The 12,315-nt window shown below is 54.7% G+C and carries 12 protein-coding genes and 1 pseudogene; 6 read left to right on the top strand and 7 right to left on the bottom strand.

Annotation, left to right across the window (positions count from 1 at the left end; translation table 11 throughout):
• Positions 1–79: 79 nt before the first annotated feature.
• From L579_RS22115 to L579_RS22105, 4 genes are all read right to left on the bottom strand, one after another.
• Positions 80–946 carry a helix-turn-helix domain-containing protein gene (locus L579_RS22115; protein WP_021186368.1) on the bottom strand — a complete coding sequence of 289 codons (867 nt, stop codon included), beginning with the start codon at positions 944–946 and terminating at the stop codon, positions 80–82.
• 251 nt (positions 947–1,197) lie between these two features.
• Positions 1,198–1,344, bottom strand: a complete 147-nt coding sequence (locus tag L579_RS23505) for a DUF2474 domain-containing protein (RefSeq protein WP_021186367.1) — start codon at positions 1,342–1,344, stop codon at positions 1,198–1,200.
• Between the two features lies 1 nt (position 1,345).
• Entirely contained in the window at positions 1,346–2,350 is a 1,005-nt protein-coding gene (gene cydB / locus L579_RS22110; protein ID WP_021186366.1) for a cytochrome d ubiquinol oxidase subunit II, read from the bottom strand.
• The gene (locus tag L579_RS22105) at positions 2,351–3,763 is read right to left on the bottom strand and encodes a cytochrome ubiquinol oxidase subunit I (RefSeq protein WP_021186365.1); all 1,413 of its coding nucleotides are present in this window, start codon (positions 3,761–3,763) and stop codon (positions 2,351–2,353) included.
• Positions 3,764–4,221: 458 nt separating this feature from the next.
• On the opposite strand from L579_RS22105, the gene yghX reads away from it, so the two are divergent.
• On the top strand, positions 4,222–5,112 hold the full coding sequence (gene yghX, locus L579_RS22100; RefSeq protein ID WP_021186364.1) for a YghX family hydrolase: 891 nt from the start codon (positions 4,222–4,224) through the stop codon (positions 5,110–5,112).
• Between the two features lie 76 nt (positions 5,113–5,188).
• Here the strand turns inward: yghX and L579_RS22095 are convergent, their stop codons facing one another.
• The gene (locus tag L579_RS22095) at positions 5,189–5,560 is read right to left on the bottom strand and encodes a winged helix-turn-helix transcriptional regulator (RefSeq protein ID WP_021186363.1); all 372 of its coding nucleotides are present in this window, start codon (positions 5,558–5,560) and stop codon (positions 5,189–5,191) included.
• A gap of 101 nt (positions 5,561–5,661) precedes the next feature.
• Here L579_RS22095 and L579_RS22090 point away from each other — a divergent pair, with 101 nt between their 5' ends.
• Positions 5,662–6,516 carry an SDR family oxidoreductase gene (locus L579_RS22090; RefSeq protein ID WP_021186362.1) on the top strand — a complete coding sequence of 285 codons (855 nt, stop codon included), beginning with the start codon at positions 5,662–5,664 and terminating at the stop codon, positions 6,514–6,516.
• Positions 6,517–6,547: 31 nt separating this feature from the next.
• On the opposite strand, the gene L579_RS22085 is transcribed toward L579_RS22090, so the two are convergent.
• The gene (locus tag L579_RS22085) at positions 6,548–7,417 is read right to left on the bottom strand and encodes a LysR family transcriptional regulator (protein ID WP_021186361.1); all 870 of its coding nucleotides are present in this window, start codon (positions 7,415–7,417) and stop codon (positions 6,548–6,550) included.
• 94 nt (positions 7,418–7,511) lie between these two features.
• Here L579_RS22085 and L579_RS22080 point away from each other — a divergent pair, with 94 nt between their 5' ends.
• The 4 genes from L579_RS22080 (at position 7,512) to treF (ending at position 12,111) form a co-directional block, all read left to right on the top strand.
• A complete protein-coding gene (locus L579_RS22080; RefSeq protein ID WP_013510426.1) occupies positions 7,512–8,012 on the top strand; it encodes a lactoylglutathione lyase family protein in 501 nt (166 codons plus the stop codon).
• Positions 8,005–8,955, top strand: a complete 951-nt coding sequence (locus L579_RS22075; protein ID WP_021186360.1) for a zinc-binding dehydrogenase — start codon at positions 8,005–8,007, stop codon at positions 8,953–8,955. Before L579_RS22080 ends, L579_RS22075 begins: the two co-directional genes overlap by 8 nt.
• 18 nt (positions 8,956–8,973) lie before the next feature.
• Complete coding sequence (locus L579_RS22070; RefSeq protein ID WP_021186359.1) at positions 8,974–10,077, top strand: NADH:flavin oxidoreductase/NADH oxidase; 1,104 nt, start codon at positions 8,974–8,976, stop codon at positions 10,075–10,077.
• A 375-nt stretch (positions 10,078–10,452) separates the two neighbouring features.
• Positions 10,453–12,111 carry an alpha,alpha-trehalase TreF gene (treF, locus tag L579_RS22065; protein ID WP_051337999.1) on the top strand — a complete coding sequence of 553 codons (1,659 nt, stop codon included), beginning with the start codon at positions 10,453–10,455 and terminating at the stop codon, positions 12,109–12,111.
• 71 nt (positions 12,112–12,182) lie between these two features.
• Here treF and L579_RS24250 read toward each other — a convergent pair.
• Positions 12,183–12,315, bottom strand: a pseudogene (locus tag L579_RS24250) (IS110 family transposase); the annotation flags it as partial.

The following is a 12,315-nucleotide window of genomic DNA, read 5'->3' as shown; positions in this document are numbered from 1 at the left end:
ATGGAGAATTTTACGCCGGTTATGGGAAGTATTTTATAAAATCGTGCGGTTTATCACAGTTCACCGCACGAATTATGCATTATCCGGCACTAACCGGAATGAAGAAGGTGCCGGTTAACAGATCCGGGGTGCTGTTTTTCAGATCAAGACGTAGCAGATCCTTGCCCTCACGACGGGCAACGCCCAACGCCGGTAGATGGATATAGTACATATCGGCGGTAAAGGCGTTGATCTGCTCCGGCGTACCCTGCCAGTCAATTTCCGCATACAAACCACTTTCACCGGTCCAGTTCACCGCATTACCCGGCAGCACATCGCCATGCTGGCTTTCCAGCGCCTGAAACAGGCTGATATGTTGCTGGTCGGCGGAGCCTTCCCCCGGACTGAACTGAAAACCGAGCCAGCCTTTGTTCACATGCTGTCCGGCAAAAGCCACGAAATCGCGCGCATGTTGGGCGACCACATCACCATGATCGTGGATGTACTCCCCAAAACGACATTCCCATTCAATCACTTCACCGCACAGGCGCAACTCGGGCTTCTCCGCCAGCCGCACGTCAACCCAGCGATGCTGCGTGGGGATGCGACTGTGGAAATCCTTTAACTGAAGTTCCGGAATGCGGCGATATGCACCCGGGGTCAGCGAGAAATGGTTTTTGAACACGCGGGTGAAATTCTGTTGGTTATCAAAACCAAAACGCACGGCGATATCAATCAACGGCATACGCGTCAGGCGCAGCGCCATCGCTGACATGGTCAGACGACGCTTGCGGGTGTACGACGCCAGCGTTTGTCCGGTCATTTCTTTGAACATGCGCTGCATGTGCCATTTGGAATAACCGGATTTCAGGCTAATCAGATCGATGTTGAGTTCGTCGGTCAGGTTCGCTTCAATCCAGTCCACCAAATCGTTGATGTACTGTTTTTTCAGAGTCAGGCTGAGCATTTTCTGTGATGATCGAAAGGAAATGGAGACGCAGAATTGCGTATTCGGTCACACAAATATAACAAAAATGTATTGCTAATGTAAGGAAGGGTAAAGAAAGCGCAACGGGAAAAGCATTAATTGCTTAGTTCGCTAATATTTTCACCAGCAATGAATACTGACGCAGATCACGTAGCGGCGCGATTTCTCGCGCAATTTCGTGCGCGATGTCAGAAAAAAACGCGCGATAAATCACGCCGCTACATTTTTGATCAATGCGAGCGCATCCCCGCGGCCGTCATCATCATACGAAACAGCGATGCCACCACACCGAGTGCCAGCACGCTTGCAGCGTAAATAATCACCAGCCACATCACCCGCTTCCACAGTGGTGCTTTCACTTCAGTGTGTCCTGACATATCAATGATATCCTTCGTTAGCTTTCACTTTTCCCCGGAACACGTAGTAGCTCCAGAAGGTATACATCAGGATCACCGGGATAATCAGCAGCCCCCCCACCAGCATAAATGCCTGGCTGATCGCCGGAGATGCTGCCTGCCACAGCGTGATGGAAGGAGGAATGATATAGGGCCACACGCTTATCCCCAGGCCGGAAAAGCCGAGGAAAATAAGCAGCAACGTCAGCAGGAACGGGCTGTAGTGTGCTTCGCGTTTGATGCCCCGCACAATGCCCCACGCACACACCAGCACCAACACCGGAACCGGCAGGAACCAGAACAGATTTGGCAGGCTGAACCAGCGTTGTGCAATGGCTTGATGGCTGAACGGCGTCCACAGGCTAATAATGCCGACAATCACCAGCAAGGCGATTACCAGCGGCGTTGCCAGCGCTGACATCTTACGATGCAGGTCGTGCTCGGTTTTCATAATCAGCCAGGTACAGCCAAGCAACGCATACGCCACCACCAGACCAACACCGCAGAACAGCGGGAACGGTGCCAGCCAGTCCAGTGGGCCACCCGCGAAGGTACGGCCACTGACCGGAAAGCCGTTGATGATGGCACCGACAGAGACGCCCTGGCTGAAGGTGGCGAGAATCGAACCGCCGATAAAGGCTTTGTCCCAGAAAGGACGGTGTGATTCGGTTGCTTTGAAGCGGAATTCGAACGCCACGCCACGGAAAATCAGGCCAATCAGCATCACCGTCAGCGGGATGGTTAACGCGTCGGCAATCACCGAGTAGGCCAGCGGGAACGCCCCGTACAGCCCGGCACCGCCGAGGATCAACCAGGTTTCGTTGCCGTCCCAGACCGGGGCCACGGTATTGACCATCATGTCGCGTTCAACCGCATCTTTGTTGAACGGGAACAGCAAACCGATACCGAGATCAAAGCCATCCATCACGATATACATCAGGATGGCGAAGACGATGATCGCAAACCAGATAATTGAAAAATCGATCATTTAGCGTTCTCCTTCCTGATGAGATACGGCAGACAGTGGACGTGCCGGGGTGTTGCTCTGACCCGGACCACCCGGATTCACATCGTGACCTTCACCGACTTTCGGCCCCTGCTTTATCAGACGCATCATGTAGACATAGCCCACACCGAATACCGAGCTGTACACGAGGATAAACGCCAACAGGCTGATGCTCATATGCAGATCACCGTGGGCGGAAACCGCATCAATGGTGCGCTGCACGCCGTACACCACCCACGGCTGACGGCCAATTTCTGTGGTGAACCAGCCCGCCAGAATCGCCAGCAGTCCCGAGGGTCCCATTAGCAGCGCAAACCACAGGAATGGGCGCGACTGATACAGGCGGCCTTTGAAACGTAGCCACAGACTGACCACGCCGAGGGTGATCATCAGCAAGCCTAGCGCCACCATCACGCGGAACGACCAGAACACCACGGTGGAATTTGGCCGATCTTCTTTCGGGAACGACTTCAGTGCCGGAACCTGTTTATCGAGGCTGTGGGTCAGAATCAGGCTGCCGAGATAAGGGATTTCCAGCGCGTATTTGGTGCGCTCCTGCTCCATATCCGGGATACCGAACAAAATCAACGGAGTGGCTTCACCTGGCGGATTTTCCCAGTGCCCTTCAATCGCCGCGATTTTCGCTGGCTGATGTTCAAGAGTGTTCAAACCGTGCGCGTCACCGATCATCGCCTGAATCGGCGAAACGATCAGCGCCATCCACAGCGCCATAGAAAACATCTTGCGAATGGCCGGGTTGTCATTCCCTTTCAACAGATGCCATGCCGCTGATGCCCCGACAAAAAAGGCGCTAGCGAGGAACGCCGCCGTTGACATATGCAGCAAACGATACGGGAACGAGGGGTTGAAAACGATTTTCAACCAATCCTGCGGCACCACGATACCGTTCTCAATGATGTAACCCTGTGGGGTATGCATCCAACTGTTGGACGCCAGAATCCAGAAGGTAGAGATGATGGTGCCCAGCGCCACCATGCAGGTGGCAAAAAAGTGCAGGCCCGGGCCAACACGGTTCCAGCCGAACAACATCACACCGAGAAAGCCGGCTTCAAGGAAGAAGGCGGTCAAGACTTCATAGGTCAGCAACGGGCCGGTGATGCTCCCCGCAAACTGTGAAAAGCCGCTCCAGTTAGTACCAAACTGATACGCCATCACCAGGCCAGAAACCACGCCCATACCGAAGTTGACGGCAAAGACTTTGGACCAGAAATGGTAGAGATCGCGATAGGTTTCGTTACGGGATTTCAGCCACAGACCTTCCAGCACCGCCAAAAAGCTGGCAAGACCGATGGTGATGGCCGGGAAAATGATATGAAAGGAGACAGTGAACGCGAACTGTATCCTTGCCAGGTGAAAAGCATCTAATCCGAACATTGCTTACCTCTTTGCCGCATATTGCACCAGGTTTTTACTTATAATTAACAAACAAAGCGCCACGCATTTATTTAGTGGCCGCTAAAGAAAAGGCGGTCCACTGTAAAAGGAAGTGATTCGAACAAAAATAAACAGTGAGGATTGATAAAACTATAACAGTATTTTTTGATTATGATCATTGCGTTGCAAAAACGCTATCCAACTGAATTAAAGACAAATATTTTTATTCATGGTGAAGGTGTTGTTTTATTTATTATTTATCGAAACGAGGGAATTAGTTAATTTCTGGTACAAATTCACCCGCGGCTGATCTGCTCGCCGCTAATTAAAACGTCAAAAATAAACCGTCTATTCACATCCATGCAGTTAACCCTCTGCGGCATGCGATTTGCCAGATGTTAAAAGCTGTGCTTTGTTAGAGCGGCAATACCATCTGGTTAATCAGCGAAGGAGAGGTTATGACACGTCTTACCGCACAGGATTTTCCGCAGGAACTGCTGGAGCTTTACGACTACTACGCCCACGGCAAAATCAGCAAACGCGAGTTCATCGCGCTGGCCGCGAAGTTCACCATCGCCGGGATGACGGGCGCGGCGCTGCTCAGCGCGATGAGCCCGAACTATGCGCTGGCGCAGCAGGTAGAATTTACCGATCCCGACATTGTCCCCGAATACATCCACTATCCATCGCCACAAGGCCACGGCGAAGTGCGCGGTTATCTGGTGCGTCCGGCGAAAACCAGTGGCAAAGTGCCTGCGGTGGTGGTGGTGCATGAGAACCGCGGCCTGAACCCCTATATCGAGGACGTGGCGCGCCGCGTAGCAAAAGCGGGCTATATCGCGCTGGCCCCTGATGGCCTGAGTTCAGTGGGGGGCTATCCGGGCAACGATGAAGAAGGCAAAGCGATGCAGGCGAAGATCGATCCGGTCAAGCTGATGAATGATTTCTTCGCGGCGGTAGATTTTCTGATGCACCACGAAGCGGGCACCGGCAAAGTCGGCATCACCGGTTTTTGTTATGGCGGCGGGGTCGCCAACGCCGCCGCCGTGGCCTTCCCGGAACTGGCCTGCGCGGTGCCGTTTTATGGCCGCCAGCCGAAGGCGGAGGATGTCCCGCGCATTCAGGCTCCGCTGCTGCTGCATTACGCTGAGCTGGATAAAGGTATCAATGAGGGCTGGCCGGCTTATGAAGCCGCATTGAAAGCCAATCATAAAGTGTATGAGGCGTACATTTATCCCGGCGTGAACCACGGTTTCCATAATGATTCGACACCGCGTTACGACAAGGCGGCAGCCGAGTTGGCGTGGAGCCGCACATTAGGATGGTTTGAAAAATATTTGCACGGTTAACCCATTTGCGATTTATCGCGCGGATTTTTCTGGCACCACGCACGGAACCGCGCGATAAATCGCGCCGCTACGCTCATCAGACATTGTCACGCACATCCAGAATCCGGTGCAGGTTGCTTTCCAGCCAGTCAGCCAGACCAATCACCTGTCCTTCCACCTCACGTCCGAGTTCCGTGAGGTGATACTCCACATGCGGCGGCACCACGTCATAAGCAATGCGTTGCACAAAGCCATCTTCTTCCATATAGCGCAGCGTCTGTGCCAGCATGCGTTCGCTGACACCACCAATCCTGCGTCGCAGTTCGCTAAAACGCAGGGTTTCCTCACGTAGCGCCAGCAGCACCAGCACGCTCCAGCGGCTGGTAATGCGTTTCAGCACCTCACGCGACGGGCAATTCACGTTAAGCAACTCACCACGACTAAATTTTTCACTCAGGTTTTCAGACATTTAATGTCATCCCTTCAAACTAACAAATCTGTAAGTACTTACTAAAAGTTAGTTTATCTCCTAACCTGATGGCATACCAGTTCAAACTGAAGGAGAACAACATGATTGCGATTACAGGTGCCACCGGTCAGCTTGGCCGTTTAGTGATTGACGCGTTACTGAAAAAAGTCCCGGCCAGTGAAGTGATTGCCGCCGTTCGCTCGCCAGAGAAGGCTGCCGATATGGCTGCGCTGGGCGTGACGCTGCGTACCGCGGATTACAGCCAGCCAGAGACGCTGAAAACGGCCTTTGCCGGTGTCGACAAACTGTTGCTGATTTCCTCCAGCGAAGTGGGACAGCGAGAAGCTCAGCACAAAGCGGTGATTGACGCGGCTAAAGCGGCTGGCGTGGGTTTTATTGCCTATACCAGCCTGCTGCATGCGGATACCACGCCGCTGGGTCTTGGTGTCGAGCACAGAGCCACCGAAGCGCAGCTCAAGGCTTCCGGCATTCCGTTCGCGCTGCTGCGCAACGGCTGGTACACCGAAAACTATGCTGCCAGCATCCCACCGGCACTGGCGCATCATGCATTTATCGGTTCGGTAGGTGAAGGCCGCATCGCCTCAGCCGCGCGTGCTGACTACGCGGCAGCGGCAGCGGAAGTGATCAGCCGTGACGATCAGGCGGGTAAAATCTATGAGCTGGCGGGTGACGACAGCTATACCCTGGCAGCATTCGCGGCAGAAATTGCTAAGCAGTCCGGCGAGAAGGTGGATTATGTCAACCTGCCGCAGGCTGACTTCGCCGCAGCGCTGAAAGGTGCGGGCTTGCCGGACGGCCTGGCAGAGATGCTGGCGGATTCAGATGCCGGTGCTGCACAGGGTGGATTGTTTGATAACAGCAAAACCCTGAGCACGCTGATTGGGCGTCCGACCACCGCTTACGCGGAAGTCATCAAGGCTGCGTTAGCGAAATAACCCTCCCGTAGCGGCGCGATAAATCGCGCCGCTACAGCAGCTTATCATCGAGCCACATCAGCGCTTGTCGCGCACGTCCCGATAGCGGCCATTCGGCGCGATGGATCAACCAAATGGTATCCACCAGCGACACGCCGCAACGCTCTACCTGAATCGAATCCTGACGGGCAAACGCCAGCCGCGCCGATTGTGGGATCACCGCAAACCCCAACCCAAACGCCACCGGTTCAAGGATCAAACTGATCTGATTACTGAAACCGCGCTGCGGCAAATTCCGTACTCCCGGATTGCCAGGAAAACGGCGGCTTAGCAAACGCGTCGCCATCGCCTGACCATCAGGATGGTCGATATAACCCAGCGTTTCCAGATCCGCCCAGCTATGGATTTTCACCCCGGCTGGCACCACCAACTCCAGCGGCTCCTCGGCGAATTTCTCCGCCACCAGCCGTTTATCATCCGGCTTTTGCGTCACCAGCCCCATTTCGTAGCGGTTATGCAGCACCGCATCTATCACCTCACTATCCGGTGCAAAACGGTGCCGAATACTGAGATCCGGGTACTGTTGCTGAAGTTCCAGCAGCAACGGGTAGAGGCGCAGACCGATGCTGCCCGGTGAAATCAGGCTGACTTCGCCACAGGTCAGATCCTCTTCGCTTAAACGCAGCGTCAGATGACGCTGCGCGCGATCCACTTCCTGACAATAGTCCAGCAGCGCCAGTCCAGCGGGTGTCAGCTCCAGCGGGCGTTTGCTGCGCAGGATCAACGGCCCCAGTTGCTGCTCCAGATGGCGGATGTGCTGACTTACCGCCGCCTGGGTAATCCCCAGACGATCCGCGCTGTCAGTAAAACTCCCTAATTCCGCCAGCATGGCGAATGATTTTAACCACTGTGGATTGAACATAATGAAATTTTATAAAACCCATAACTGAATCACTGTTTTCATTATACCTGTTGCGCAGTAGCCTGTAGATCTTTTCGACAAATGGAGAACGCAGATGACTGCTCCTTACCCGCGTACCTTTTCCCATATTGGCCTGTCGGTCACCGACCTCGACGCGGCCGTCAAGTTTTATACCGAAGTGATGGGCTGGTACCTGATTATGCCGCCGACCGAAATTCAGGAAGATGATTCCGCGATTGGCGTGATGTGCAGTGACGTATTTGGCGGTGGCTGGGAGAAATTCCGCATCGCGCATCTCTCCACGGGCGACCGCGTTGGGGTAGAAATCTTCGAATTTAAAGCGGCGGAAAAACCAGAGAACAACTTCGAATACTGGAAAACCGGCGTGTTCCATTTCTGCGTCCAGGACCCGGATGTTGAAGGTCTGGCAGCGAAAATCGTCGCCGCTGGCGGCAAACAACGTATGCCGGTGCGTGAATATTTCCCCGGCGAGAAGCCGTACCGCATGGTGTATATGGAAGATCCGTTCGGCAACATCATTGAGATCTACAGCCACAGCTACGAGCTGACCTACTCGGCAGGTGCCTATGTTTAACCTGCCTGACGACTGGCGCGGCTGGGTATGGCAAGGCGGCAACACGCCGAATGATTTACAGGATCGTTATCTGACAACCGCCCCTTTAGCACCCGGCGATGTACTGGTACAGAACGCAGCGATTGGCCTCAATCCGGTGGACTGGAAGGTGCTCGACAGCCAAATCGGCAAGGTGCCTGGCGTGGATGGCGCAGGTACCGTGGTGGCGATTGGCCCGGAGGTCGATCAACGCTGGCTTGGTACGCGCGTGGCTTATCACCAAAGCCTGCAACGTCCTGGCAGTTTTGCCGAATTCACCCCAATCGCCGCTCAGGTGTTGATGCGCGTCCCGGACGCCATCGATTTTGCCACCGCTGCCGCCTTCCCCTGCCCGGCCCTTACCGCCTGGCAGGCGATTGAGAAAGTACCTGTACAACCGGGTGCCCCGCTGTTGATTGCCGGTGCCGGTGGTTCTGTCGGGCATTTTCTGGTGCAACTGGCGCAGGCTCGCGGATTTGAAGTGACAACGCAAAGCAGTGAACGTCACTTTTCACGTCTGCAAGCACTGGGAGCGAAGCACACGCTCAGCGATCCCCGGCAGAACGCCACGCGTTTCTATGCCGTGATTGATGCCATCAGCCCGGAACATGCCGCCAGTCTGGCCGATCTGTTACTGGCAAACGGCCATCTGGTCTGCATTCAGGGCCGGGTTGAGCAGTGGCCCTGCACGCCGTTCGGGCGTGCGTTGTCGCTACACGAAGTGGCGCTGGGCGCGTTGCATCTGCATGGTGACGCGCAGCAGTGGCATACGTTGACGCAACAAGGTGAACGTATGCTGGCGCAAATCACGCAGGGAACCTTACACAGCGAGTTACTGCTGCATTTTCCTTACGACCAGCTACCTGCACAGTTGAAGGCGTTACAGCATCGTAACTTCAGCGGCAAACAGATTATTTTGCTTTAACCATATTAAGAGGTTGTTATGTCAGGGTTATTTTCTCCGTTCACGCTGAAAGACGTGACGCTGCGTAACCGTATCGCGATTCCACCAATGTGCCAGTACAGCGCCATCGATGGCCTGAGCAACGAATGGCACTACGTTCATTACAGCAGCCAGGCGCGCGGCGGAGCCGGTCTGGTGATTGTTGAAGCCACCGCAGTATCACCAGAAGGCCGCATCACCCCGGCCTGTTTGGGGATCTGGAACGATACCCAGGCCGAAAAACTGGCACGTATCGCGCGGGAGATTAAAGCCGCAGGCGCGGTGCCCGGCATCCAGATTGGTCATGCCGGACGTAAAGCCAGCGCCAATAAGCCGTGGGAAGGTGACGATCATATCGCGGAAAGCGACGCCAACGGCTGGGAAACCCTCTCCCCATCGGCCATCGCCTTTGGTAACAACCTGCCGCGCGTGCCAAAAGCCATGACGCTGGATGACATCAAACGCGTGCGCGATGATTTCGTCAGTGCCGCCAAACGTGCGCGTGACGCCGGTTTCGAATGGCTGGAGTTGCACTTCGCCCACGGCTATCTGGCGCAGAGTTTCTTCTCGGTCCACGCCAATCAGCGCACTGACGAATATGGCGGCGATGCCTTTGGCCGCAGTCGTTTCCTGCGTGAAACCTTTGATGCGGTTCGTGAAGTGTGGCCAGAAAACCTGCCGTTGACCGCACGTTTTGGTGTGCTGGAGTTTGATGGCCGCGACGAAGAGACGATGCAGGAAGCCATCACTCTGACCAAGTACTGGCGCAGCAACGGCATGGATCTGTTGAGCGTCAGCATGGGCTTCTCTACCCCGGATGCCAATATTCCCTGGGGCAGCCCGTTTATGGCCCCGATCGCCGAGCGTGTGCGCCGTGAGGCTGACATTCCGGTTGCCTCCGCCTGGGGTATTGATACGCCGCACATCGCCAACGCCACCATTGAACAAGGTCAACTGGACCTGGTGATGGTAGGTCGTGCGCACCTGAAAAACCCGCACTGGCCGTATCATGCTGCGCTGGCGCTGGGTAAAAGTGAGCCGTCGTGGGTGCTACCGGCACCGTATGCCCACTGGCTGGAGCGCTATCGCGTCAGCGAAGAGTAAGTTTTAACACCTGGCGTAGCGGCGCGATTTATCGCGCGGTTTTTTCCGGCACAGCGCACGGAACGGCGCGATAAATCGCGCCGCTACGGGTTGCCGCTGCGTTTGCCATCAATTGATCAATATTTCCCGCCAGATTTTGCCCGCCAATGGCGTTTTTCTTATTTACAGATAATTCTGCCTGCTTATTTATAGCTTCATTTCAAATGCTGTTTTCATTTCCTGAAATATAGAGCATTGTTATCGCTGAAAAATCGCCAAAATAGCCGATCAATCGACATGATTTATTACGTTCATAGATATTTCGCATTGTTGCCCTGAGGGTTGAGAGATCTATAATTTGCACTTTGTATAAACCGGATTTTCCAGGAGGCCGCTATTAATACTAACCAACAGCAAAATAATGCGTTCGAGGAAAAACGTACTGATGCTGAACTGGAGTATCAATACGATCCTCACGAGCTAATTCTTGAAGGCATGGAGGATTCGGAGCCGGAGCCGGAGCTGATTGAAGGCCTGCCCGCCCCGGATGCGCTGACGCCTGCCGATCGTTATCTGGAGCTTTTCGAGCATGTACAAATGTCGCGGATATTTGCCGACAGCAAAACCTTTCCCGATTGTGCGCCGAAATATGATCCGCTGGATATTTTAATCCACTATCGCCGCCGGAAACGTTCTGCCCAATTCGATCTCACTAAGTTCGTGCATGATCATTTTTATCTGCCGCAGCACCATGAAAGTTTTTATGTATCGAACCCGGATAAAACCCTGACAGAACATATTGATGAGTTGTGGCCGGTGTTAACTAAAATGCCGCAACAACATATGCCGCACTCGTCGCTGTTGCCACTGCCGAAACCTTATGTGGTGCCGGGGGGACGCTTTGGTGAGACCTACTACTGGGATTCTTACTTCACCATGCTTGGTCTGGCGGAGAGTGGGCGCGACGACTTACTGCGCGATATGGCGGATAACTTCGCCTGGCTGATTGATAACTATGGCCATGTGCCCAACGGCAACCGCACCTATTATCTCAGCCGCTCGCAACCGCCTGTGTTTGCGTTGATGGTGGAGCTGTTTGAAGAAGACGGGATTCGCGGCGCGAAACGTTATCTCGACCATCTGATGAAGGAGTATCAGTTCTGGATGGACGGTGCCGGATCGCTGATGCCCGATCAGGCCTACCGCCATGTGGTGCGTATGCCTGATGGTTCGTTGCTGAATCGCTACTGGGACGACCGCGACACGCCGCGTGATGAATCCTGGATTGAAGATGTGGAAACCGCCAGCAAATCAAGTCGTCCGGCCAATGAGGTTTACCGCGATTTGCGTGCCGGAGCGGCTTCCGGCTGGGATTACTCCTCCCGCTGGCTGCGCGATCCCCACCGCCTGGCGAGCATTCGCACCACACAGTTCATCCCGGTCGATCTGAACGCGTTTCTCTACAAACTGGAGTTGATGATCTCTACCTTGTCGCACGCCAAAGGCGAGGAGCTGACCGCTCTGGCATGGCAGAAAAAGGCCGAAGTGCGTAAGCGTGCGATTCATCGTTATCTGTGGGATAAAACCGCCGGGGTGTATCGCGATTACGACTGGCGTCGCCAACGTTTTGGTGCCTTCACGGCGGCGGCGGTGGTGCCGCTGTTCCTCGGCTTATCGACGCCTGAGCAGGCACATTTGCAGGCGGTGGCATTGCGTCAGTTACTGTTGACTCAGGGCGGGCTGGTGACCTCAATGGTGGAAAGCGGTGAGCAGTGGGATAAACCCAATGGCTGGGCACCGCTGCAATGGATGGCAATTGTCGGGTTAAATAACTACGGCGAAGAGACGCTGGCCACGGAGATTGCGGTGAACTGGCTGACCACGGTGAAGAACTTCTATTCGCTGCATCATAAGCTGGTGGAGAAGTATGACATCAGCGGCGACCGCGCCCGTCCGGGTGGGGGTGGTGAGTATCCGTTACAGGATGGCTTTGGCTGGACTAACGGTGTCACCCGTCGCCTGCTGGCGATGTACGGGCATTTACTGGCGGATTGATATCTAACAATGCGCGGTAAACCGCGCCGCTACACGATGTGTGCAAAATCCCGTAGCTACCGTCTTGAACGTCAAGCGGTAGCTGCGTAATTTTCATCCCACTTCATCCGCGTTTTCAGCACCCCGAAGCACTGATGAACCAGCTTGCGCATCACCGCTCCAAGCGCAGCCTTGCTGGCTTTGCCCTTCGCGATTAGCCTCTGG

This window comes from Pantoea sp. AS-PWVM4 (assembly GCF_000468095.1).
In the GTDB taxonomy this organism is placed as follows: Bacteria; Pseudomonadota; Gammaproteobacteria; order Enterobacterales; family Enterobacteriaceae; genus Pantoea; species Pantoea phytobeneficialis.
This window is presented reverse-complemented; position numbering and strand designations above follow the sequence as displayed.

Coding starts and splice junctions, on each gene's coding strand:
- L579_RS22115 (WP_021186368.1), bottom strand. CDS start 946: ATGCTCAGCCTGACTCTGAAAAAACAGTACATCAACGATTTGGTGGAC.
- L579_RS23505 (WP_021186367.1), bottom strand. CDS start 1,344: ATGTCAGGACACACTGAAGTGAAAGCACCACTGTGGAAGCGGGTGATG.
- cydB (WP_021186366.1), bottom strand. CDS start 2,350: ATGATCGATTTTTCAATTATCTGGTTTGCGATCATCGTCTTCGCCATC.
- L579_RS22105 (WP_021186365.1), bottom strand. CDS start 3,763: ATGTTCGGATTAGATGCTTTTCACCTGGCAAGGATACAGTTCGCGTTC.
- yghX (WP_021186364.1), top strand. CDS start 4,222: ATGACACGTCTTACCGCACAGGATTTTCCGCAGGAACTGCTGGAGCTT.
- L579_RS22095 (WP_021186363.1), bottom strand. CDS start 5,560: ATGTCTGAAAACCTGAGTGAAAAATTTAGTCGTGGTGAGTTGCTTAAC.
- L579_RS22090 (WP_021186362.1), top strand. CDS start 5,662: ATGATTGCGATTACAGGTGCCACCGGTCAGCTTGGCCGTTTAGTGATT.
- L579_RS22085 (WP_021186361.1), bottom strand. CDS start 7,417: ATGTTCAATCCACAGTGGTTAAAATCATTCGCCATGCTGGCGGAATTA.
- L579_RS22080 (WP_013510426.1), top strand. CDS start 7,512: ATGACTGCTCCTTACCCGCGTACCTTTTCCCATATTGGCCTGTCGGTC.
- L579_RS22075 (WP_021186360.1), top strand. CDS start 8,005: ATGTTTAACCTGCCTGACGACTGGCGCGGCTGGGTATGGCAAGGCGGC.
- L579_RS22070 (WP_021186359.1), top strand. CDS start 8,974: ATGTCAGGGTTATTTTCTCCGTTCACGCTGAAAGACGTGACGCTGCGT.